Raw genomic sequence first — 24,938 nt, forward strand, 5'->3', positions numbered from 1 at the left:
TACACAGATTTTCGCTGATTATTTTAATAAAAAATAAACAATGAAAAAATTACAAATCTTAATTTTACTATTAATTTTCAACTTTTCTTACGCCCAAGTCGATAAAATCGAACCGGAATTTTGGTGGAGCGGCATGAAAAACACCGAACTTCAATTATTGGTTTACGGAAAAAACATTTCGGATTTGGTTCCTGAATTTTCCTCAAATATTCCCATCAAGGAAGTTAAAAAAGTGGAAAATCCGAATTATTTATTCGTAACGATTGACACCAAAAGCGTTCCGCCGGGCAAGGTTCAGTTGAACTTTAAAAAAGGAAAGAAAATCGTTCAGAAATTTGATTATGAATTCAAGCAAAGAAATCCGAATTCCGCTCAGCGAAAGGGATTTGACAGTTCCGATGTTTTTTATTTGATTATGCCGGATCGTTTTGCCAATGGAAATCCGAACAATGATAATACGCCCGATACTGCTGAAAAAGCCGATCGTTCCAATCCCAACGGAAGACATGGCGGCGATATTGAAGGAATTATTCAGAATTTGGATTATCTGAACGATTTGGGAATTACTACGATTTGGACGACACCGATGCTGGAGGACAATGAACCTGTTTTTTCCTATCATGGTTATGCCCAAAGTGATTATTATAAAATCGATCCGCGTTTCGGAACCAATGAAGATTACAAACGATTGGCAGACGAAATGCATAAACGCGACATGAAATTGGTGATGGATTATGTGACCAATCATTGGGGTTCCAAACATTGGATCATTCAGGATTTACCGACCCGCGATTGGATCCACATTTGGGATACGGAAGAAGCCCGTCAGCAAAACGGATTTCAGCGAAGCAATTATCGGATGACTACGCAGTTTGATGTGAATGCTTCTCAAACCGATGCCGAAGGCTGCATGGACGGCTGGTTTGATACAACGATGCCCGATATGAACCAGAAAAATCCTTTGGTTTTGAATTATATGGTGCAGAATGCGATTTGGTGGATTGAATACGCCGGATTGGACGGATTAAGAGTGGATACCTATTCTTATAACGACAAAGAGGGAATTGCCGAATGGACCCAACGCGTGATGGATGAATATCCGAATTTCAACATCGTAGGCGAAGTCTGGATGCACGATCAGGCGCAAATGGCTTATTGGCAAAAGGACAGTAAGATTGCAGCGATTCAGAATTATAATTCCCATTTGCCATCGGTAATGGATTTCACTTTGCACGATGCCATCGGTATGGTTTTTCACGAAAAAGAACAAAGCTGGGACAGTGGAATGATCCGTGTGTATGAGAATTTCACGAATGATTTTCTGTATCCGGACATCAATAATCTGATGGTTTTTATGGAAAATCACGACACCAATCGTTTCAATCAGATTTATGATAAATTGGAAGATTATAAATTGGGATTGAGTTTGATTTTGACCGTTCGTGGGATTCCGCAATTGTATTACGGTTCTGAAATCGGGATGAAAGGTGAAAAGAGCAAGGGCGATGGCGACATTCGACGTGATTTTCCGGGTGGATGGAAGTCAGATGCTCAAAATGCTTTTACCGAAACCGGAAGGACCGCTGAGCAGAAAGAATATTTTGATTTCACAAAGAAACTATTGAACTGGCGCAAAGGAAATTCGGCTATTCACCATGGAAAAACCTTGCATTTTGTGCCACAGGACAATGTTTATGTGTATTTTCGGTACGATGAAAATTCGGGAGAAACCGTGATGGTGGTTTTGAATAATTCAGAAAAAGATCAAAGTTTGGAAATGAAACGTTTCAAAGAAGGAATTAAGAATTTTAAGAAAGGAAAAGATATCATTTCTGATAAGGAAATTGATTTGAATAATAGATTAGAAATCAAAGCAAAGGCTTCAATGATTTTGGAGTTGAAATAAAAATCAGCGTTTATCTGCGGGAAAATTATCTGCCCGCAGATTGCGCAGATTTTCGCAGAAGTATCAGGAGTAAAAAATAAAAAAAATGAAATTAAATAAAAAATTAATCATAGTAAGTCTGAGTTTATTCTTATTTGCGGTGGCTTGTAAACAAGAAAAAACCATAGAAGTGGATCAATTGGCGATGAAGGAATATTCGCCCGAAGAAATGGAAAACGCGGTCATTTACGAAGCGAACATCCGTCAATATTCGCCCGAAGGAACTTTCAACGCTTTTACCCAAGACATTCCTGAGTTGAAAAAACTAGGTGTAAAAGTGCTTTGGGTGATGCCGGTTCAGCCGATTTCGATGGCCAAACGAAAAGCGACCGGCGATCAATCCATTGAAGATATTAGTGATCCGGAAGAGCGTAAAAAATATTTGGGAAGTTATTATGCGATTTCCGATTATACAGCGGTTCACGAGGGCTATGGAAGTCTTGAAGATTTCAAAAAACTGGTCGATACGGCACATGAAAACGGGATCTATGTGATTTTGGATTGGGTGGCCAATCATACCGGATGGGATCATAAATGGATTGAGGAGCGTCCTGAATTTTACCATAAAAATGCAGCGGGAGAAATTACCGATCCGCTCAATCCTGAAACCGGCGAAACCTGGGGTTGGACAGATGTTGCGCATTTGAATTATGAATCCGAAGGATTGTTTGAAGCAATGGCAAATGAAATGATTTATTGGGTAAAAGAAACCCATATCGACGGATTTCGTTGCGATGTGGCGGACAATGTGAAACTGGAATTCTGGGAATACGTGTATCCGAAATTGAACGAAATAAAACCGGTGTTTATGTTGATGGAGTCCAATAAACCAGAATTGCTGAAAAGCGTTTTTGATATGGGTTATAATTGGCCGGTGCATCATTTGATGAATGAAATTGCACAGGGAAAAAAGAATGTTTCGGATTTTGATCAATTGATGAAAGAGCAGGATTCAATTTATCAGAAAAAAGACATCATGATGAATTTTACTTCCAATCACGATGAGAATTCCTGGAACGGTACTGAATACGAACGATTGGGGGATGGGGTAGAAGCCTTTGCTGCATTGACCTATATGCTTCCCGGAATGCCTTTGATTTATAATGGGCAAGAATATGATTTCAACCGAAGATTAAAGTTTTTTGAAAAGGATTCTCTTACGCATACCAAAGGTAAAATGTGGCCGATTTATGCGAAATTAGGTCAATTGAAAAATGAACATCCGGCTTTAAACGGCGGTGTGAATAAGGCTTCTTACGAAAGAATTCAAACTTCCGATGACGTCAATATTTTGGCATTTAAACGAGGAAAAGACGGTGAAAAACTCTATTTCATAGCCAATCTTTCCAATTCTCCCAAAGAATTTACAATTCCGATTAAAGGAGAATTCGAGAATTATATGAAGGGAGAGAATTTGAGTTTGGCCGAAGGAGAAAGTTTAGAATTCGGTGCTTGGGAATATTGGATTTTGGTGGATTAAAAACCCCATAACTTTGCCAAAGTTTCGTCATTCAGCACAGACTTTGGCAAAGTTTACCCAAAGCTTCATTCCCTTAATTTCTCAATGGTTTTAAATTAAAATCTCTGCGAAAATCTGCACCATCTGCGGGAAAATTTAAGAGTCAACCTTCACGAACCAAATCGTTCCCGAATAATCTGCAAAACCGTTTCCAGCGTTTGTTGCGGTGTCATATGACCATTATCGACTTCGACGGCATCTGCCGCTTTTTTCAGCGGAGAAACTTCCCTTGTAGAATCCATCAGATCCCTTTCCGAAATATTTTGAAAAACCTCTTCGTAGGTCGCCGGATGCTCAGTTTTGAGTAATTCCTCATAGCGACGAATGGCTCTTGCTTCAGCCGAAGCGCTCAAATAAATCTTCAAATCGGCGTGCGGGAAAACCGTAGTTCCGATGTCGCGCCCGTCCATCACAATTCCGCGCTTTTCTCCCAGTTTTCTTTGCATTTGCACTGCAAAATCCCGGATTTCGGGAATTTTGGCAATGATACTCACTTTGGACGAAACTTCCATTTCCCTGATTTTTTCCTCTACATTTTCGCCGTTGAGATAGATTTCATTTTTTCCGTTTTGCGCATTGAATTCAAAATGAATATCAATAAATTCCAATTGCGGAACCAATTCATATTCGCTCACCAAATCACCTTCTATCATATTGTTTTCCAGCGCATAAAGCGTAAGCGCCCGGTACATAGCACCGCTGTCAATGTGCACATAACCCAGTTCTTTTGCCAAAAGTTTGGCGAGTGTACTCTTTCCGGTGGACGAAAATCCGTCGATAGCAATTATCAAATCACGCATTGAACAAATGTATAAAGTAAAATGTATAAAGTAAAATGTATTTTTTAAATCAAACTTAGAAGTCCGAACCTCGGGTTCACAAATTTAGTGAAAAGAAGAAAAAAGATTTTATCCCGATGAATTTCAATATTACAAGATGTGAATTTCTCTCCTTTGAAGGGGCTAGGGGAGGCTTTAATAATACGGATTACTACGCCAGTAATTACTGCCCTGAATAAGTCGGTCCAGATTGATAATCAGTCCAAAGTGATTGGAATTGGAACCTTTGTAATAATTGGCATGCGCAAATTCAAAACGGAAAGAATTCACCCGAATTCCAAACCCGTAAGTAAGTCCGGCAAAAGTTCTTTGGTCTTCCAGTTTTAATTCATTTCCCCGTTTGAAATTATAGCCCAGTCTGACATTGAATCCGCGTCCGGGAAAAAGTTCACCCCCGATGGAAACGTGGTCAATTACCTTTCGTCCAAAACCTGTTTCCTGTCCGTTTTCATTATACGGCATGGAAATGTCAAATTTCTGAAGGTCATGCAAAGTCAAACTTAATTCCAGCGGAACATATTCCAGTCGATGTGAAATGCCGAGGTTTATCTGCAAAGGAAGTTTCTCCTGAGTGCCGGCATAAGTCTGGAGTTGGGTTCCTATATTTCTCACAGAAAGCGCCACATTTGTATTGTAATCAATATCGTGAAAAACCAATCCTAAATCGGCTGCAATGGCGTGAGAAGTATAACTTTCAATTCGTGAATTGATGTACTTGGCATTTACCCCTACGGTAAAAAAATCGCTTAGATTTCGGGCATATCCTACTACGATTGCCGCATCTTTGGCACTGAAATCACCGGTAGGATTGTCGTTTTCATCATAACCTCTGAAATCTCCATAATCCACATATTGTCCGTGAATAGAGAAAAATTCATCGTCATCGTACTGATAAACCGCAGAAACCGTCCCGAAATTCACATCGGCAAGGTAATTTATGTAATTAATCCCGAGTTGTCCGTGTGATTGTTCATTCATCAGCGCCGGATTCCAATAAGACATATTGGGGTCGCTGTCCCATGCCGATTGTGCATTTCCTCCCAAGGCAGCCTGACGCGGCGAAGTGGTGATATTGACAAATTCGTATACACGCGTTCCGTCTTGGGCAGAAGCCATAGTCGTTAGGATTAAAAACAGAAACACGAGGTTTTTTATCATTCGGCAAAAGTAATAATAATGTAGATAACGGAATTTGTCAAAAATTCGTGTGTAACAATCTTTTTAAGTTAGGAAAAACAAATCTATTTTCAAATGTCGGGGGTCATTCTTTTAAGGTAAAAACTTCAGGAACTTAGTATTGAAAAATAAGAAGAACGAATTATTAATTATAAAACAAATAAAATGAAACAGAGAGTTCCCGTAACACAGATTATGTCAAAAGATTTAGTAACCTTAAATCCTACCCAATCTTTATATGACGCCGAAAAATTGTTTAACAAACACAGCATCCGTCATATTCCGGTTGTAGAAGGCGAGAGAATCGTAGGCGTAATCAGCCGTTCCGATTTATTGAGAATCAGTTTTGCTGATTTGAACGAAAACGAAGAAACTGTGGATTCGGTTGTTTATGATATGTATACAATTCCGCAGGTGATGACCAGAGTTCCGGTTTCCGTTGAGTCAGATGCTACCGTTAAAGAAGTTGCGGAAATGCTTGCTAAACAAAGTTTCCATTCAATTCCGGTTGTAGACAACGGTAAATTGGTAGGAATTGTAACCACAACCGATTTGATTAATTATTTGTTGGAGCAATATTAAAGCACCTTAATTGATCAGGTAAAGAATCTCGTCGAAGCGAATTAGTTCGGCGAGGTTCGATTAATTAGAATGATCGTAGTCAAAAAATAATTAGGCTTCCAGATCCCTCACAATCAATTCTGCCGTCCGCTGCGATGCACCCGAGCCTCCGAGATTTTCTCTCAGTTCTTTGTAATCATTCAGAATTTCAGAACGTTTGGGTTCGTTCAGAATTTTGGAAAGTTCGGATTTCAGGTTTTTTGTATTTAATTTATTTTGAATCAATTCTTTGACCACTTCCCGGTTCATAATTAAATTCACAAGTGAAATATAATCGATGTATTTTACTACACGTTTTCCGATTTCATAAGAAATACGGCTTCCTTTGTAGCAAACCACTTCGGGTGTATCGAGCAAAGCCGTTTCCAAAGTCGCCGTTCCTGATGTTACCAAAGCGGCTTCGGCGCTGCGCAATAAATCATAGGTCTTTCCAAAAACGATTTTCAAATCATTGCCTGCGATTTCGCGGTAAAAACTTTCTTCTTGCGAAGGAGCGCCCGCCACTACAAACTGATATTCGGGAAAATCTTTCGCAACTGAAAGCATAATCGGCAATTTCACCCGGATTTCCTGCTTACGGCTTCCCGGAAGAATGGCGATGATTTCTCGGTCGTCCAGGTTGTTTTCAGATTTGAATTTTTCAGTCGTAAGTTCGGGCAAATCTTTCAAAGCATCGAGTAAAGGATGTCCCACAAAATCGACTTCGTAATCGTATTTCGCATAAAAATCCTTTTCAAAAGGAAGGATTACAAACATACGATCCACAAATTTTTTGATGGTATGAACCCGCCCGGTTTTCCAAGCCCAGATTTGGGGCGAAATATAATAATAGACCTTGATGCCAAGGCTTTTGACGAATTCGGCCACTCTTAAATTAAATCCCGGATAATCAATCAAAATCACAGCATCGGGTTTAAACTCCTGAATGTCTTTTTTACAGAATTTGATGTTTCCCAAAATGGTACGAAGGTTCATAATCACTTCGGCAAAGCCCATAAAAGCCAAATCCCGATAGTGTTTGACAAGCGTTCCTCCCTGTTCCTGCATGAGATCACCGCCCCAGAAACGGAACTCTGCCTGCGCATCTTTTTTTTTCAGCTCTTTCATCAGGTTAGAGCCATGGAGATCGCCCGATGCTTCGCCTGCTATGATGTAGTATTTCATTTAATTTTCTCAAGAAATCAGCGCAAAGCTGAACGAAACAAAGATAATGCGTTTGACCGAAAAATAAAATCAGGCAAACTACAAGAGATTGCCTGACAACAAAATTAACTGAATTAACAAAACTATTGTTTCACTATTTTTTTGGTTTCGGTCTTGCCGTTCATGAGTTTTATGTGAACTAGATAAACTCCTTTTGGAAGGTAAGACAGATTAATTCTTGACGATTTAGTCTCCGTGATTTTCTTTCCGTTCAGGTCGAAAATCACAATATTTTCAACTTCTTTTTCGGAATGAATATTTAAAATTCCTGAAGTCGGGTTCGGATAAATCACAATGTCTGAAAGATTTGTTTCAGGATTGGAGATTCCCATTGTACTCAGATCCAGCGTGTATTGAACCAATCCCAAATCAGGAACCAAGAAATAAGTATCGGCCGAATTTTCATCGTTGAAAATAATTTCCGTCGAAATGGTTCTCATATATCCTAATTCTTCGGTAGAAATTTCCGTCCAGCTTTGACCAGCAGCATTGGAAAAAACGGTTTTGGAATGAGAAGCCGGATAAAAACTTCCGTCTTCAAATCTGGCTGAAGCCACGATTTTCCCTTCTACAAAAGGAGAGAATTCCACGCGGTTCATCGGTCCGTTATCATAAATCTGAGTCCAGTTGTCAGAATTATCATTTGAAATAAAAATTCCTTTTGAAGTCGCTATAGCCAATTGATCAGAATTTAAAGGATTTCTTTTTAAATCATAAATAAAATCATCATTGGTAAGGTTTTCAAGTCCAGAAGAGACATCTGTCCAGTTTTGTCCGCCATCTTCGGTTTTATATACTTTGTTTTCTTGAACGATGAAAAAGGTGTTTTCATCTCCATCATACAGCATAACTTCCACATAACCGAAGGATGGAAGCATTAATTCCTCACTCAAAGGATTTGCGGAATCTGTCAAATCCATTTTTACCAGCATTTCACCGAAGGAAATCAGGGTTTTATCGGGATTTGAAGGCAAACTTGCTTGTGCAATCAGGAAAAGGTAACTTCCGGAATAAACACTGGAAAAGTTTTCGCCATTGTCATCGCTCATAAATAAAGAAGAATTCCCCATCATGGCCGTATTGGAAAAAAACAAGCGTCCGGCTTTGTGCGCATCGGCATAAGCGCCACTTCGGTTCATATTGGACATTTGCCCAAGCGGAAGCAGACCGATCGCATTTTCTTCACCGGTTTCTAAATTCAGATGAACAATTCCATTTCGCAATCCGTAATAAAGATGCTTTTCATCGTTTTGATGAATGTCCATTCGTAGCGAAGCGTTCAGGAAAGGTGATTTAAACTTCTCCAATGTTAATCCGCCATCATTGGAAATGAACGGATAATAATTAGCACTGATGATCACCTGATTTTCATCAAAAGGATTGAAAGAAGCCGAAATTCCATAGTAATAGTCGGTTTCATAATCGGTTCCGGTATAAACATGATTTTCCCAGGTTTGTCCACCGTCGTTTGAAATCGCGACTTCATTTTCTTCCAGAATTAAAATATTTTCATAGTCCGATGGATTGTAAACGATGGAATGAATACTGTTGGTGGAACCGTCTGTCCAACTGATGGGAAGGGCGGTCCAGGTTTCGCCTGCATCTGTGGATTTGTAAAGATTTTGTTCTTGTTCATATCCGAGATAATAAGTTCCCAGGTAAATTTCATTTTCATTTTCGGGATGAAAAGCAATCGCAGAAAAGTTGGTATTCGGGATTTTTTCCGTCCAGCTTTGTCCGCCGTTCTCCGAAATCAAAAGGCCGCCTTCCACCGAATTCGGTGATGCGCCACGCATAATGAATAATTTTTCTGAATCATAAGGCGAAATCGCAACATTGTTTACATTGATATCGCCGTTATCCGGGCCATAATAAACTGAATGCCAGATGGTGCCTCCGTCGGTGGTATAGAAAATTTCAGTAACCAGTCCCCAGTCGATGATTTTGGTGGTGTGAAACAATGCGATGTCTGTATTGTCTTTGGCAAGCGAATAAGATTGCAATAAACTTCCCGGTGCCGGACCAATGGGTGAAACAATCTCTTTCTCGACCTCTTCTGTGGCAAGGTTTAAAATTTCAACCCGGTTGTAAATGGTACCCTCCGCTAAGCAAATGTAGGAAAGCGAAGTCCCATCGCTCGTCAATCGCAAATCTTTTATTGTGATGTACCAATTTTCTTGCGGAACCGAATGAATGACTTCCCAGGATTCACCCAAATCGGTTGATTTGACAATATGGTTGGTAACTGTTCTTCCATAAACGGTATTTTCCAGAGTCGGATGATAAGTTACATCCAAAATTTGTCCGTATTCATAAGAACCGGCGAGTTGAAACTGGGCCTGAAGGTTTATCAGAAACCCAAGTAAAAAGCAAATAAATATTTTCCTCATTTTGATATTTTTAATCCAACGTAAATTTCCTAATTCGGAATTTGAATTGAGGAAAAATAGTTGCGACATTTTGTGACAAAGCAGGTCTTCCTTTGTGACTTTAACATTAAATGCCTGATAAATAGCCAAATAAATTTTCACCGTCAGGCAGGTTTAGTTTTTTACTCAACCTTTCTTTCCGTTTGCGTGTGGACTGCGGTGTGATGTTGAGCAGGGAAGCAATTTCTTTATTGTTGAGGTTCATATACACATAGGTAATAAATCTAATTTCACCCGGAATGAGGTCGGGGTGTTTGGCTTTGAGGCGATTGAGAAATCCGGGATTGGCTTCTTCGAAATGCGTGAAAAAAGATTCGAGCTGGTGATCTGATTTCAACTGTATTTTGAGTTCCTGAAGGTATTTTTTGACAAAATCACTATTGGCAGTTTGCGGATTGGAACTTAATTGTCTGATTACTTCTTCAATTACTTCATTTTTGCTGGAAAGATGAAGGGCGCGTGTGGCGAGTTTTCGGTTTTTCTTTTCGAGTTCGTTTTTAAGCTTTTCATTTTCAAGTTCAGCCAATGCTTCCTGTTCTTTTAATTGTTTTTCGAGTAAGAGGTTTTCATTTCTTTCTTTTTCCAGTTCCAATTCGGCAATCTTTTCTTTTTGCTTGTGTTTGATATGGTTGTTTCGAAAGGCAAGTCCTATTAAAATAATTATACAAAAACCTGATATTAAAATAGTTAAAAGTAAGCTTCGGCTTGATTCGAGTTTTCGCTGACTTTCTTTGAGTTCGTACTGATAATTCTGAATTTCGAATTTTATTTTTCCGTTTTCGTATAAAGCTGAATTCCTTATGTTGTTCAGCGAGTCTTTGGTAAGAATCACCGAATCCTTGTACAAGAGTGAAATTCCGTATTCGTGTTGGGAAGCATAAATACGTGACAGGAAGTTATAAATTTCCAGTTTATCCTGCACATTGGCCGATTCTTTTCTGGCCAGACTCAAATAGGAAATTGCTTTTTTATAATCTTTCATTTCTTCGTAAACCTGCGAGAGGACGAGGTAGATGAAAATTCGGTTTTCAATTTGTCGGTTGCCGGTCAGTTGGGGCAAAACTTCCAAAGCTTGTTGTTCCGCCAAAGAAATATTTTTTTTGAAAAGATTATTTTCTGCGGTTGCCATTTGGGTCATCAGGAAGAATTCTGAATCGGATGGAATTAGTTTTTTGGCTTCCGAAATGAATTTTTCAGCATCCTCTAATTTCCCTAATTTATTGAGGACCAACCCCAAATTGAGCGCATAAAATCCTTTTTTTTCAGGCTGACTTTTCTCGTCGGCAAGTTGATAGGCTTTCAGGAAATATTCGTGTGCCTTTTCATTGTTTCTTTCCTGAAAATAGAGAATGGCAATATTGTTCAGGACGGTCATGATGTTTTTGGTGTCTTCAGATTTTTCGGCGATTTCGTAAGCTTCGAGGTAATATTTCAGTGCTTCGCCAAAATCAATCATCATATAATAATTCGCTCCTATGTTGTTGGTCGCTCTGAAATTCTGTTGAGTCCAATTGTTATTTTCCGCCGCAGATTTGGCTTGTACCAAAAGTTCCAGCGAAGCCGCATGTTCTTTATGGTACATTTTTTCAATTCCCTGATTGATAAGCAAATCACACTCCTTCGGATTTTTGGGTTGTGCCCAAACCGTTTGGATTAAGAGGAAAAACAGAAGTGATGATAATATTTTCAAAGCTTAGTGTGTAGAATTAATTAGTCGGGATTCTTTTGTAACTTTACAATCCCAACAAATATAGAGATTTTTGAAAATGGAAGAGATAGTAAACCGCGTCGCCAAAAGCCCTTTGGTGACCATTGATTTGGAAGAATATTATCCGGAAGGTAGCAGAATGGTTTTTGACCTGAAAAATTTTTTGTACGAAGAATTAATTCTGAAGGAAAAAGACTTCCGCGAGTCTTTGAAAAATCACGATTGGACGCAATATCAGGACGCTTATGTAGCGATGCATTGTTCCACAGATGCGATTATTCCGTCCTGGGCATTTTTGTTGGTTGCGACTTATTTACAGCCTTATGCGAAGAAGATTGTGAAGGGAAATTTATTGGATTTGGAAACTTCTGTTTACCAGGAAATCATTCAGAATATGGACATTTCGCAGTATGAAGGAAAGAAAATTATCGTGAAAGGTTGTAGTAGAAAACCTGTTCCGGATGCAGCTTACATTCAATTAATCGAAAAAATCCAACCGCATATTCAATCGCTGATGTACGGTGAAGCCTGTAGTACGGTTCCACTGTTGAAGAAGAAAAACTAATCTTAGCTCAAAAAATCCGTTCATTTCAAGTGAACGGATTTTTTTTAATTTGTTAGTTTGCCTGTCTCAGCAAAACGGTATAAACCGGGAAGTGGTCTGAATAACCTTTCGCGCGGAAGGTATCTCCGGAGAACATTCTGTAAGGATAGCCTTTGTATTGTCCGTCGGGTTGAACCAAGTGGGCCGGCGAATAAATATCGGTTTTGTACACTTTATAGGAATCAAATTTCTTTTGGGGTTCAATCATGGTTCCGGTAACCAGTATCTGGTCAAAAAGATTCCAGGAATCGCGGTAAGCAAGTGTTCCCATTCCGTTTTTGAACATATTGTACATCAGGTTTACGATGTCGACATCCTTGATTTTTCCTTTGTTGGGAACGGCTTTCATTACTTTGTCCAGGCTCGGGCTTACGGGGTCATCGTTAAAGTCACCCAAAGCCATGATTTTGGCTTTCGGATTTTCTGCACGGATTTCCTCATAAATACCCTTCATCACTTCAGCAGCTTTTTGTCTTCTGGGACGGCTGGCTTGTTCGCCACCACTTCTGGAAGGCCAGTGGTTTACCAGAAAAGTGATTTCTTCACCATCCAGTAAGCCGGTTACACGAAGGATGTCACGGGTATAATCTCTTTTTCCATCACTTCCGTAAATTTCAATAACATAAGGTTTTGCTTTGGTTACTTGAAAGCGGTCTTTTTGATAAATAAGTGCTACATCTACGCCACGTGCATCAAAAGAATTGAAATGTGCGATTCCATAATTGTACTTTTTCAGAGCCGGCTGATTGATGAGATCCTCCACATTCTTTCTGTTTTCGATTTCACAAAGTCCAACAATAACGGGAGCGCTTTGGGTTTCTGCTTTGCCCAGTTCGGCGATAACTTCGGCAAGATTTTTCAGTTTCTGGTTGTATTTTTCCTCTGTCCAAACTTTTTTTCCGCCCGGAGAGAATTCTTCTTTTTGTAGAATCAGCGGACGGATTACTTTTTTCCCGCTAAGGTTGGCGTAGGTATATTCACCTTCAAAAGGTTCTGATTCATAATTTGGAATTTGGTCTGCCGGAATAGAAATATGGTACATAGGATCTTCCGGACTGCGCGTCCCATCTATGTATCCGACCGAAATTTCGGTGTCAAAAAGGTTTTCAACGTTGTAAAAAGCAACAGTTGCAGCCTGAAATTTTTGCTGTGCAGACACATTAATTGTTAAAAATGAAACAAATAATGTTAAGTAGGTTAATGATTTATTAATTTTATACTTCATAATATTTAGTACATTTGTGCCCTCATTTTAAATGCGTAGGCAATTAGAATTTGAAAACGCAAAAGTAAAGATTAAAATTCTTTGAATGGATAAATTATTATTAAGTATGGCATTTAGTGTGATTATGAGTGTTGCACTATGGGGTCAAACAAGAATTTCAGGGATTGTGAAAGATTCCTCGACAGAAAAAGAGCTCTACAATATGTCGGTAACTATTACGGAAACCGGTGAAGAGGTAACTACCGACCGAATTGGTTATTTTCAGTTTGTAGATGTTCCGACCGGAACCTATACCATCAGAGTTTCGGGAGTGGGTTATGTGACTTTGATGCAACAGGTTGTTGTAAGTAATGAACAGCGTATTGATCTGGGTGATCTGAAAATTGATTTCAACCCCAGAAACGAAGAAACAGGAATTATCACACTGACAGAAGACGAATTATCGGCCGATGAATCTTCTTCACAGTCAGCTGCAGGTTTGTTACAATCCTCTCAGGACGTTTTTGCCAGTACAGCTTCTTACGAACTGGGTGCTTATTGGTTCAAAGTGCGTGGATATGACAACAAGTACAATGATGTTTTCTTTAACGGAGTTCGAATGAATAAAATCAACAATGACCGTGTGAATTTCGGTAACTGGGGTGGACTCAATGATGTAACGCGTAGACCTGCAGAACAGACCATTGGGGTTGAACCATCTGATTATGTCTTTGGAGACGTTGGAGGGGTTACTTATTATGATACCCGTCCGTCAACACTTCGTAAAGGAACGAGTTTGGCTTATTCATTTACAAACCGCTCGTACAACCAACGAGTTTTGGCTACCTATAATACTGGTTTGATGGACAATGGATGGGCATTTATGGGATCTGCAGCCAGAAGATGGGCAGAAGAAGGAACCATTGAAGGAACTTTCTATGATTCCTGGGCTTACTTTTTGGCAGCTGAGAAAAAAATTAACGAAAAACACAGTATTGTTTTAAGCGGATTTGGCGCGCCAACTCGCCGTTCGACCAATAGTCCGAACACACAGGAAGTTTATGACCTGATGGGCAAAGATTACAATGCTTACTGGGGATGGCAGGATGGAGAAAAGAGAAGCGAACGCATCAGAAATTTCCACGAGCCTTTGATTACTTTGACTCACCACTGGAATATATCACAGAGTTCTAAATTGATTTCAACAATAGGCTATCAGTTTGGAAAAGATAGCAGAAGTCGTTTGGATTGGTTTAAAGCCAATAACCCTTCTCCGACTTATTACAGAAATCTTCCCAGCTTTTACGCATCTCAAGACGGGGTAACGCAGGAAGAAATAGATCAGAGAATTTGGGAATGGCAAAATGACCAGACAGTTTCACAACTGGACTGGACTGATATTTATAATCAGAACTACAACCGAGGTGAAGGAGGTGCAGCATATGTTTTGGCAGCAGACGTAAATGAAGATCAGATCATGACTTTCTCGACTCGCTTGCAATCTCAGGTATTGAGTAATTTTAAATTGACTGCCGGGTTCAATTATCAAAACACAAGATCTCAGCTTTACAGAGAAGTTCTTGATTTGTTGGGCGGAAATTATTTTGTGAATTATAATGCTTTCCAAAAAAGCTCTTATAACGTAGATGAAGATGAAAACAGAAGAGTTTATGAAGGAGACAGATACCAGTACGATTATGAAATCAACCACCAACGCGGAGAACTATTTGTTCAAGGGGAATTGGCTTTGAATAAATTTGATATCACCTTGGGCATGAAAGCAGCATATACTTCTGTTTTCAGAGAGGGTAATTATCGTCATGAACAGTATTTAGATAATTCAAAAGGAAAAAGTAAAACTTACGAATTCCTTGATTTCGGTACAAAAGCGCAGATTCTATATAAGTTAAACGGTAGAAATTTCTTCCAGTTAAACGCTATGTATGCAACAAATGCTCCTACATCTGACGAAATCTTTCCAAATGCAAGATCCAATGACTATACCATCGACAACCATACTTATTTGAACGCTGCCAGACAAGAAGTAAGAGTTGAGGATGCACATAACCTGAAAAGTTCTCAGATTTTGGCTACTGATTTGAGCTATATCTTACGAGCACCGAGAGTAAAAGGACGTGTAACCGGTTTTTATACCAAATTCATGAACGAATATGAAAAGAACTTTGGATACATTGATGTAAATGATGGTTCAGGTGGTTCAGGAAACTTGTTTGGAGCTGAGTATTTGTACAATGTTGACAAACAGTTCATCGGAGGAGAGTTCGCTTTAGAAGCACAAATTACTACGACACTAACTGTGTCTGCTGTAGCTTCTGTAGGACAATACACTTATGATAACAATCCTACGTACCAAAGATTCTCTGATAGTAATTTTATGGATGGAGATGCTGTTGAAACCAATACTTATACAACATTTGGAGCGACTCAACCGGAAATTGCCTATTTGGAAAATTACAAAATCGCAACAGGACCTCAGCAAGGTTTCTCACTTGGATTGGAATACCGTGACCCAAATTACTGGTGGATTGGAGCCACAGGAAACTACCTTGCAAGTAATTACCTGGATGTAGCTCCGTTTAGAAGAACAACTTCTTTCTTGACTTATAACACAGATGCCGGAACTCAGATTCCTTATCCGCAAGCAAATGATGAAGCTTTGGTAAGAAGCCTTTTGAAACAGGAAAAACTTTCAAACGAGTTTATGTTGAATCTGAATGCAGGAAAAACTTTCCGATTTGGTAAATATTATATGGGAGTGAGCGCAAATGTAAACAACGTTCTTAACAACCGCGATTATGTAACCGGAGGATTTGAACAAATCCGTATCGGAAATTTACCCGAAGCACTTAATCCCAATAATCAGGCAATGTTTGCACCAAAATACTGGTATGACAGAGGTACTTCTTACTTCATAAATGTTTTCTTTAGATTTTAATTAACAACGAACGATATAATTTTTATAAAATGAATACAATTAAGCAAATCAAATTTATAGTCCTTGCCATGATTGGTCTCATGACCCTTAATTCATGTGTGCAGGATGATGATTTCGGACTGCCGCCGGTAGTTTGTAACGAAACTTGGACGGCCACCATGAGCATTACAGAATTGATGACCATGGCAGAGAACTCAGATGAAATTTTGTATTTTAATACTGACCAGATCATTGAAGGTTATGTGATTTCCAGTGATTCAACCGGGAACTTCTTTAAAACAATTTCTGTTCAGGATTCCCCTTCAAACCCAGGGCGTGCTTTGCAAGTAGAAATGGACAGAACCAATTTGTTCAATAATTTCCCATTGGGTTCAAAAGTAAAAGTAAACCTAAACGGACTGCAAGTTGGATTTGACCGTGGCGCGCTGAAAATCGGAGAAGTTTATCAGGATGCAAACGGAAATACACGTGTAGGAAGAATGTCAGATAACAAAGTTGACGGACATGTTGCTATTTCTTGTGATCCAATTTCTACTCTTCAGCCGGTAGTTTATAGTTCAATTTCAGATGCTATTGCTGCGGTAGGAGCTTCAGACAGAATCAATACTTTGGTAACGATTCAGAATGTTCAGTTTGAAGAAACGGGTGTAACTTATGCAGATGCTGCCAACCAAACAACTGTAAACCTTTATTTGGAAGGAGCTACAGAAGAAACAAACAACCAACGTGTAGTATTGAGAAATAGTGGATTTGCAGATTTCGCAAGTGAAGTTGTTCCTTCAGGAAGCGGAAGCATCACTGCGGTATTGAGTGCTTATGACGCAAACAACAACGGTTCAATTACGGTAAGCGAATATCAATTATTCATCCGTGATACAAACGATGTTCAGTTTGACAATCCAAGATTTGGAGATAGTGGAGGTGGAGACCAAGAAGCTTTTGCTTGTTTGAATGAAGATTTCTCAACTTACAATATTGATGTTGAATCTTTCCCTAATTATGAGAACTTGCCAATTCAAGGTACTCGTAAATGGAGAGTAAAAGAATTCAGCGCAAACAAATACATCGAAATCAGTGCTTACCAAGCGACAGGAGCAATCGTTTCTTATTTCGTAGTTCCGGTAAACTTTGACGAAGCAGATAAATTCTCTTTCAAATCAAAAGACGGACACAACAATGGTGACCCATTGAAAGTTTATTATTCTACAAACTATACCATCGGAGGAAATATTTCTACTGCGAATTTGGTTAACATCACTTCTTCTTTCAACATCGCAACAGGCACCACAGACGGATATGCTGCGAACTTTACAGAATCAGGAGAATATAACTTTGGTTCATTGAGTGGAGAAGGCGTTATTGTTTTTGCTTATGAAGGAGGAAACGGGGTAACTACAACCATCCAGATAGACGATATTAAAATTATAGACAATGAAGATCCAAACTGTTCTTCAACCGGCGGTGGCGGTGACGATCCAAACCCACCGGCAGGTGATGCTACGCCTTTGTTTGCAGGACATGATTTTGAAAACTGGGCAAACTTCACGGGAGGTTTAAATACTTTTGGACTTAAACCGTACGCAACCCAAAGTGCAGGTACAGGAATGAACGGAAGCAACTCTTTGAGCATCCAGACAACTCCTACCACTACAGATGGAAATGATTATGTATTTACGACTCTGGCTCAAGCGGGATTACCAACAACATATAGCAGAATTACTTTCTATATGAAAGGTTCTTCAGACAAATCCGTTTCTTTGAATGTTTACAAAGGAAATGGAGAATACTATGTGTTTAACCTTGGAGATTTGACTTCAAGTTCAATCATCGAACCAGCCGGAAACAATCAATATGGTGGTGTGATCAACACAAGTGGCGAATGGGTATTGGTAGAACTTGATTTGAGTACTATTAATGATCTTAACACAGCTGCCGGCGCAAATACATTTGCATTGAAAATCGGTAAAAATGCAAACTACAACCTGCATTTTGACAATTTCACAATCGAATAATTTATTTAAATTCACATAAAAAAACCTCGCTTTGAGCGGGGTTTTTTTCTTTCTTTTTTCTACATTTAATCCTTTAATAATTTCATGAGAATTCTCTTTTTAAGTTTTTTTCTGCTTTATTTCTCTCCTGGCCATGCCCAACAGGAATGGAAAGAACTGGTTTTGATGACCATGACGGGCGGAGAAAATATTTATGAAATAACCATCACCAATCATACCTATGAAATAAAGGTTTATGATATTACCGATGGAATGTCAAAGCGTGAATTTGTGGAATCTTTTACGGACACGACAGAGCTTATAGCTTCTGACCCTTATAAATCACTTCTTCCACTCCAGCAGGGAAGAATGCTGATAACTCAGGGAATGGTAGATGGTAAAAACTATAAACTCTATGATGAACAGGACTATATTGAGGTTTATCTTATGGAAGATAGAGAGGAAATATGGATAAAGACACTTCCCAAATCTGATATGGAAAACCACCAGAATTTTCTAAAACTCGTTCTGAGAAATTAGCCTGCACTAATTCCATTAAAAAAGCGGACATTTCTGCCCGCTTCTCTATTTAAATTTCCCGGCTTCGAGAACCTTAGCCTTCAAAATTTCTTACATCATTCCCGGCATTCCGCCACCCATTGGAGGCATCGCAGGTTCATCTTTCTTGATTTCGGTAATAACCGCTTCGGTTGTAATCAACATTCCGGAAACAGAAGCTGCGTTCTCCAAAGCTACACGTGTAACTTTGGTTGGGTCAATGATTCCCGCTTCAAACATATTTTCGTAGGTATCGTTTTTAGCGTTGTATCCAAAATCAGCATTTCCTTCTTTTACTTTTGCAACTACTACAGAACCTTCACCTCCTGCGTTGATCACAATCTGACGTAAAGGTTCTTCAATCGCTCTTCTTACGATGTTGATACCGGTTGATTCGTCTGGATTTTCGGCTGCCAAATTATCCAAAGAAGAAAGAGCTCGTACGTATGCAACTCCACCGCCTGGGATAATACCTTCTTCAACAGCAGCTCTTGTAGCGTGCAGGGCATCGTCGATACGGTCTTTTTTCTCTTTCATTTCTACTTCAGAAGCTGCTCCAACGTAAAGAACTGCAACACCTCCTGCCAATTTAGCCAAACGCTCTTGTAGTTTTTCACGGTCGTAATCAGAAGTTGTGGATTCGATCTGAGCTTTGATTTCGTTTACGCGTGCTTTGATTTGTGCTTCGTCTCCTGCACCGTTTACGATGGTTGTATTGTCTTTGTCAATCTGAACTTTTTCAGCAGTTCCAAGCATATCCAATGTTGCTCCTTCCAGCGAATATCCTCTTTCTTCTGAAATTACAGTTCCTCCGGTCAGAATAGCGATGTCTTCCAACATTGCTTTTCTTCTGTCACCAAATCCTGGCGCTTTTACCGCAGCGATTTTCAAGGAACCTCTCAATCGGTTTACCACCAATGTTGCCAAAGCTTGTCCTTCAACTTCTTCTGAAATAATCAAAAGCGGACGACCTGATTGTGCAACGGGCTCCAAAACAGGAAGGATATCCTGTAGGTTTGAAATCTTTTTGTCGTACAATAAAATGTATGGATTTTCAAGTTCCGCTACCATTTTATCGGGATTGGTAACGAAATAAGGAGACTGATATCCTCTGTCGAACTGCATTCCTTCCACAACGTCAACTGTCGTATCGGTTCCTTTTGCTTCCTCAACAGTGATCACACCTTCTTTTCCAACTTTAGCAAAAGCTTCTGCAATTAACGACCCGATGGTATCATCATTGTTGGCCGAAATAGAAGCAACTTGTTTGATTTTATCAGAACTGTCACCTACTTCCTGAGATTGTTCTTTCAAGTTACCAACGATTGCCGTAACTGCTTTGTCGATACCGCGTTTCAAATCCATCGGATTTGCACCTGCCGCAACGTTTTTCAATCCTTCGCGTACAATTGCCTGAGCAAGTACAGTTGCTGTAGTTGTACCATCACCGGCTACATCATTGGTTTTAGAAGCCACTTCTTTTACCATTTGTGCGCCTAAGTTTTCGATCGGGTCTTCCAATTCGATTTCTTTTGCTACCGAAACACCGTCTTTGGTAACGTGCGGAGAACCGAATGATTTTTCCAACACTACGTTTCTTCCTTTTGGCCCCAATGTGACTTTAACAGCATTGGCCAATGCATCGACACCTCTTTTTAAAGCGTCTCTTGATTCTACATCAAATTTGATATCTTTTGCCATTTTTATTTTGTATTTAAAGTTTGATGTTCAAAGTTTTACGTTAAATTCAGGAGCAGGAAACCTTGAACTTGAAACCTGAAACCTGAAACGAAATTTTTTAAACGATTGCCAAAATATCGGACTCTCTCATGATCAGGTAATCTTTACCTTCCCATTTCAATTCGGTACCGGAATACTTTCCGTAAAGAACTTTGTCTCCAACTTTAACCGTCATCGGCTCTTCGGGTTTGCCATTTCCGGCAGCAACAACAGTTCCTTGCTGAGGTTTTTCTTTTGCCGTATCGGGGATGATGATTCCCGACGCAGTCTGTGTTTCGGCAGGTGCAGGCATTACGACCACACGGTCTGCCAACGGTTTAATTGTAATTTCTGACATATCTGTAAATTTTTATTTGAAAATTATTTGCTTCTGATATGTCGAAAAATGTGCCAAGCCAGGAAATATGACATTTTTAAAGAGTTAAGAAATCAAACACTGACAACTTGGCATTCAGGTGAAATTTATCCCTACTCAGATTGCATTTTCGTCTCCGAAAATCATCAGTTTTGCTGTTTTATAAATAATAAATAAATCCAAAAGGAAGGACCAGTTACGCACATAATAAATATCGGTACGGATACGCATTTCCATGTCTTTATCACTGTCAATTGCGCCACGGTAACCTTTTACCTGAGCGAGTCCTGTAATTCCGGGTTTAACGTAATGGCGCAAAGAATATCTTTTGATGATCTCAGAGTAAGATTCATTTTCAGATACCATGTGTGGACGTGGTCCCACGATGGACATTTCACCTTTTAATACATTGATGAATTGCGGAAGTTCATCCAGACTTGTTTTCCGAAGTATTTTCCCGAGTTTCGTCACGCGGGGATCGTCACGTTCGGTTGGTTTAATATCATTGAACTTATGAGGTCGCATGGTTCTGAATTTAAGGCAATCAAATTCTTTTCCGTTGAGTCCGTTTCGTTTTTGTTTGAAAAGAATGGGGCGGCCCTGGGAAAAATAAACCATGATGGAAATGAGGGGTAGGAGCCACCAGAGTATGGTGCTGAAAATCAACATAGTAAAGATGAGGTCAAAGGTTCTTTTAATAACTCTATTTGATAGAAAGTCAAGCGGCAGTTTCTTGTATGTAAAAATAGGGAAAGTATCTACAAATGAAATATCTAAATTGGATTGACTTTCAAGTAGGGAGTCAAAAATAAATTTCACTTTTATAAAATTCTCTTCAGCAATTTTTATTATATTATTTACTTCATCATTGTTCATCTTCTTGCCTAATGCCAAATAAATAGCGTCAATATTTTTATGAGTTTTATTGTTGAGAATTTTATATAAAGATTGGGGATTATCTTTTGAAGATGAACTAGTTAAGTGGTTTTCCACTGAAATTCCTAGCTGTGGTTGGTTTTTTATAGTTTTAAGAAAATAATCCGAATTATTATTAGCACCAATAATAATTATTCTTTCTTTGACAATTCTACCAGTTCTTTGATAGAATTTTATTGTATAAAACAAAATCAATTTAATGAGAAAGCTTGAACTTGTTAAAATCAGTATGAAATAAAAAGATTCTTTATTTGTATAAAGATTTTCAGTTTTCAAGCCTGAAATAGCAAATAGTATAATGGAAAAACCAACGATGTGAGAGGAAAATCTTCTAATAAAATCTATGAAGCGTTCTTCAGAAAATTTACTGTAAATTTTTGAATTGCTAGAAATAAATAACCAAGACACTACTATTAAAATAAGAGCTTTGATATGATCTTGGGTGAAGATAATGACAGAATCAAAATTTTTTTCTATATGTGGAAAATGAATGAATAAGAAAATATAAAATAAACAGGTAAGTATAGTAAAGTCTATAACTAACTGTAATATGTTAAGGATTAAATTATGCTTACTTATAGATTTCATCCTATTTTTTGATTTTTGAATTTAATATGAGGTAAATAAAGGAGAGATTACCTATAAGATACCTTTTCCACATTTTTTTGGGTTCCTGAATCAACCTGTAAAACCATTCCATTCCCATTTTTTGTAGCCACACCGGAGCACGACTTACTTTACCAGCAAGGACATCAAAACTTCCGCCCACCCCCATTATAAAGTTTATATCACTAAAGTCTTTACGGTATTTATATAAGAAGTTTTCTTTTTTAGGAGAGGGCATGGCTACAAATAATATCTGCGGATTTGATTGAGCAATAATATTTACAATCTCTGGTTCGTTCTGATTATTAAAATAGCCATTTTGATAACCTGAAATTATGTTTTCACCATATTTTTCAGAATAAAGATCTACCAATGTTTTTACAATCTCCTCCTTCGCTCCCAAAAAATAAACTTTAAAATTTTCTTTTTGAGCCATTTTTAAAACTGCTTCCATTAAATCAATTCCTGTTACTCTTTCTTTCACAGGTTTTCCTAAGATTTTAGCTCCCCAGAGTACACCTGCTCCATCAATGTTTATAATGTCTGCAGAGTTTACGCTATTGCGTAATTCTAAGTCTTTCTGTAATAATACAACCTTGTTGGCATTTATTACGGTATGATGAATTTGTTGCTTTGTGTATATAGCATTTTTTATGATCTCAAGTGTTTGTTGAGCCGTTAAATTATCATAGAAAGTGTTTAAAAATGGAACTCTCTGAATCATAGGTTTATTTTATTTGATTTAAACCAATAAAGAAGGGAAAATAATAGAAAAAGTTGTTTTTCTTTATTAAATCCTGCCTTGTGAACTTTGATTAAGCTTCGGATTTTTTCGAGATTGAAATACTGAGCAAATTCTGGATTTTGATTTAATTCAGAGATCATTAAATCTCCGAGCTGATCCTTAAACCATTGATTAGTTGGGGATTGAAAGCCTTTCTTTTTTCTATTTATTACTTTTGGTGGGAGTATACTTTTTGCAAATTCTTTGTGAATATATTTACCCTGCCCTTTTTTAATTTTAAATGGATAGGGTAGTGTTTCAAGAAAGTTCATGAGTTCATGATCCAAGAACGGGACTCTGGTTTCTATTCCAAAGTGCATGGAAATTTTATCGGTATAAAGCAACAAATCATCTGCTAAATTCATACGACTATCAATGGACATCATTGATTCGACAAGATGTTTCTTTTCACAGTTGAGATCATCATAAAAATATTTTATTTTGGTGTAACTGTTGTGATCTTGGGTATTAATTAGTTCAAAAATTTCTTTTTCGTTGAACAGCATATAAGAATTTTCCAGTTTTTTGATTTTATCCTTTTCTCCGAAAGCGTTTATTGCTCTTGAAATTTTCTCATTTTTTATAAAGGGGCTTATAGGCTGGAGTGACCGGAAGAAGAGCTCAGGGATTTTCTCACTCATAAATAAACCCTTATATCGGGTATAGCCGCCTAAGGGCTCGTCGGCTCCCTGACCCGTTAGAACAACTTTTAAATGCTTTGCCACTTCCATATTTAAAAAGTACATGGGTATGGTAGAGGTTGTTCCTAAAGGTTCTTCCACTATATCAATTATTTTCTCGAAAATTTCTTTAAAATTGTCTTGGTGGAGAATTACTTCTTTGTGTTGGGTGCCTAAAATTTGGGCTGTCTCCTTCGCATCATCGAGTTCGCTTTCACCGCTATGCTCATCAAATCCTACCGTAAAGGATTTAATCTTTTCCGGAGATCTTTTTACCATAAAATATGTAATTAGCGCTGAATCGATTCCTCCGCTGAGAAGTGAGCCAATCTCCACATCTGACATTAATTGTCTGTCTACAGCCTTTTCCAATAATTCACCATATTTATCAACACAACGATTAAATTGAGCATTAACATTAATATTTATAGCTTTTTGGAAAGGTTTTATGGAAGTCGTATGAGAAGCAAGATCATATTCCAAAATATGGCCGGGTCTTAGTTTGAAAATGTTTGAGTAAATTGTATCAGGTGATGGGGAATATCTTAATTTAAGTAATTGGGCTAAATTTTCCCTATTGGTTTCTGTTTGAATCAAACTTTTAATCGGTCTGATTTCTGAAGAAAATACAAGAGAATTGTTCGATACAGAATAATATAACGGCTTTACACCATAGGGATCTCTGGCGAGAAATATCTTTCCCTTGGCCTTATCAAAAAAAGCAAAGGCAAATATCCCATTGAAATTTTCTATAGAATCAATTCCAAATTTACTCAGATAATACAAAATTGTTTCTGTATCGGAATGTCCTTTGAAATTATAATCGGATAAAGAGTTTTTTAAAAATTCATGATTGTAAATCTCTCCATTAAATATAATTAAGTTCTCATTAAGCGGGTTTTTCATTGGTTGGTTTCCAGAAGGAGACAGATCCACGATAGATAGTCTTCTATGCCCAAACGTGATATCAGAATCATTCCATTTCAAAGAAAGTATTTCCCCATGGTCTGGACCTCTATGTTTAATCAGGTCAAGAGTTTCATTTCCAAATGCTTTATTTACAGAACCTAAAATTCCACACATA

18 protein-coding genes are annotated in these 24,938 nt (G+C 38.3%); 7 read left to right on the plus strand and 11 right to left on the minus strand.

Going from position 1 to position 24,938, the window contains the following annotated elements:
- The first annotated feature begins 40 nt into the window (after positions 1 to 40).
- Entirely contained in the window at positions 41 to 1,906 is a 1,866-nt protein-coding gene (locus WBF63_RS08445; protein ID WP_424369273.1) for a glycoside hydrolase family 13 protein, read from the plus strand.
- Between the two features lie 85 nt (positions 1,907 to 1,991).
- On the plus strand, positions 1,992 to 3,425 hold the full coding sequence (locus tag WBF63_RS08450) for an alpha-amylase family glycosyl hydrolase (protein WP_424369274.1): 1,434 nt from the start codon (positions 1,992 to 1,994) through the stop codon (positions 3,423 to 3,425).
- 149 nt (positions 3,426 to 3,574) lie between these two features.
- On the opposite strand, the gene cmk is transcribed toward WBF63_RS08450, so the two are convergent.
- The gene (gene cmk, locus WBF63_RS08455) at positions 3,575 to 4,264 is read right to left on the minus strand and encodes a (d)CMP kinase (protein ID WP_424369275.1); all 690 of its coding nucleotides are present in this window, start codon (positions 4,262 to 4,264) and stop codon (positions 3,575 to 3,577) included.
- A gap of 174 nt (positions 4,265 to 4,438) precedes the next feature.
- Positions 4,439 to 5,461, minus strand: coding sequence for a type IX secretion system protein PorQ (gene porQ, locus WBF63_RS08460; protein WP_424369276.1), 1,023 nt, complete (start codon positions 5,459 to 5,461; stop codon positions 4,439 to 4,441).
- A 183-nt stretch (positions 5,462 to 5,644) separates the two neighbouring features.
- Between porQ and WBF63_RS08465 the strand changes: the two genes are divergently transcribed.
- The gene (locus WBF63_RS08465; protein ID WP_424369277.1) at positions 5,645 to 6,061 is read left to right on the plus strand and encodes a CBS domain-containing protein; all 417 of its coding nucleotides are present in this window, start codon (positions 5,645 to 5,647) and stop codon (positions 6,059 to 6,061) included.
- Between the two features lie 90 nt (positions 6,062 to 6,151).
- Here the strand turns inward: WBF63_RS08465 and lpxB are convergent, their stop codons facing one another.
- From lpxB to WBF63_RS08480, 3 genes are all read right to left on the minus strand, one after another.
- The gene (lpxB, locus tag WBF63_RS08470) at positions 6,152 to 7,264 is read right to left on the minus strand and encodes a lipid-A-disaccharide synthase (RefSeq protein ID WP_424369278.1); all 1,113 of its coding nucleotides are present in this window, start codon (positions 7,262 to 7,264) and stop codon (positions 6,152 to 6,154) included.
- A gap of 122 nt (positions 7,265 to 7,386) precedes the next feature.
- Entirely contained in the window at positions 7,387 to 9,693 is a 2,307-nt protein-coding gene (locus WBF63_RS08475) for a VPS10 domain-containing protein (protein WP_424369279.1), read from the minus strand.
- A 106-nt stretch (positions 9,694 to 9,799) separates the two neighbouring features.
- Entirely contained in the window at positions 9,800 to 11,422 is a 1,623-nt protein-coding gene (locus tag WBF63_RS08480; RefSeq protein WP_424369280.1) for a tetratricopeptide repeat protein, read from the minus strand.
- Positions 11,423 to 11,498: 76 nt separating this feature from the next.
- Between WBF63_RS08480 and WBF63_RS08485 the strand changes: the two genes are divergently transcribed.
- Positions 11,499 to 12,005: a DUF2480 family protein gene (locus WBF63_RS08485; protein WP_424369281.1), complete on the plus strand. Its 507-nt coding sequence runs from the start codon at positions 11,499 to 11,501 to the stop codon at positions 12,003 to 12,005.
- Between the two features lie 52 nt (positions 12,006 to 12,057).
- Here the strand turns inward: WBF63_RS08485 and WBF63_RS08490 are convergent, their stop codons facing one another.
- Positions 12,058 to 13,269 carry an endonuclease gene (locus WBF63_RS08490; RefSeq protein ID WP_424369282.1) on the minus strand — a complete coding sequence of 404 codons (1,212 nt, stop codon included), beginning with the start codon at positions 13,267 to 13,269 and terminating at the stop codon, positions 12,058 to 12,060.
- Positions 13,270 to 13,354: 85 nt separating this feature from the next.
- Here WBF63_RS08490 and WBF63_RS08495 point away from each other — a divergent pair, with 85 nt between their 5' ends.
- The 3 genes from WBF63_RS08495 (at position 13,355) to WBF63_RS08505 (ending at position 18,735) form a co-directional block, all read left to right on the plus strand.
- Entirely contained in the window at positions 13,355 to 16,204 is a 2,850-nt protein-coding gene (locus tag WBF63_RS08495; protein WP_424369283.1) for a carboxypeptidase-like regulatory domain-containing protein, read from the plus strand.
- A 29-nt stretch (positions 16,205 to 16,233) separates the two neighbouring features.
- Complete coding sequence (locus tag WBF63_RS08500) at positions 16,234 to 18,216, plus strand: DUF5689 domain-containing protein (protein ID WP_424369284.1); 1,983 nt, start codon at positions 16,234 to 16,236, stop codon at positions 18,214 to 18,216.
- 84 nt (positions 18,217 to 18,300) lie between these two features.
- Positions 18,301 to 18,735 carry a hypothetical protein gene (locus tag WBF63_RS08505; RefSeq protein ID WP_424369285.1) on the plus strand — a complete coding sequence of 145 codons (435 nt, stop codon included), beginning with the start codon at positions 18,301 to 18,303 and terminating at the stop codon, positions 18,733 to 18,735.
- Positions 18,736 to 18,825: 90 nt separating this feature from the next.
- Here the strand turns inward: WBF63_RS08505 and groL are convergent, their stop codons facing one another.
- The 5 genes from groL to asnB all read right to left on the minus strand — a co-directional run bounded on the left by groL (position 18,826) and on the right by asnB (position 24,937).
- Positions 18,826 to 20,454: a chaperonin GroEL gene (gene groL / locus WBF63_RS08510; RefSeq protein WP_424369286.1), complete on the minus strand. Its 1,629-nt coding sequence runs from the start codon at positions 20,452 to 20,454 to the stop codon at positions 18,826 to 18,828.
- 97 nt (positions 20,455 to 20,551) lie between these two features.
- Complete coding sequence (locus WBF63_RS08515; RefSeq protein WP_424369287.1) at positions 20,552 to 20,830, minus strand: co-chaperone GroES; 279 nt, start codon at positions 20,828 to 20,830, stop codon at positions 20,552 to 20,554.
- 135 nt (positions 20,831 to 20,965) lie between these two features.
- Positions 20,966 to 22,372, minus strand: coding sequence for an exopolysaccharide biosynthesis polyprenyl glycosylphosphotransferase (locus WBF63_RS08520; RefSeq protein WP_424369288.1), 1,407 nt, complete (start codon positions 22,370 to 22,372; stop codon positions 20,966 to 20,968).
- A 1-nt stretch (position 22,373) separates the two neighbouring features.
- The gene (locus WBF63_RS08525; protein ID WP_424369289.1) at positions 22,374 to 23,114 is read right to left on the minus strand and encodes a WecB/TagA/CpsF family glycosyltransferase; all 741 of its coding nucleotides are present in this window, start codon (positions 23,112 to 23,114) and stop codon (positions 22,374 to 22,376) included.
- A complete protein-coding gene (gene asnB / locus WBF63_RS08530; RefSeq protein ID WP_424369290.1) occupies positions 23,111 to 24,937 on the minus strand; it encodes an asparagine synthase (glutamine-hydrolyzing) in 1,827 nt (608 codons plus the stop codon). Before asnB ends, WBF63_RS08525 begins: the two co-directional genes overlap by 4 nt.
- Between the last annotated feature and the right edge of the window lies 1 nt (position 24,938).

The sequence above is a fragment of the Moheibacter sp. genome, assembly GCF_049672845.1.
In the GTDB taxonomy this organism is placed as follows: Bacteria; Bacteroidota; Bacteroidia; order Flavobacteriales; family Weeksellaceae; genus Moheibacter.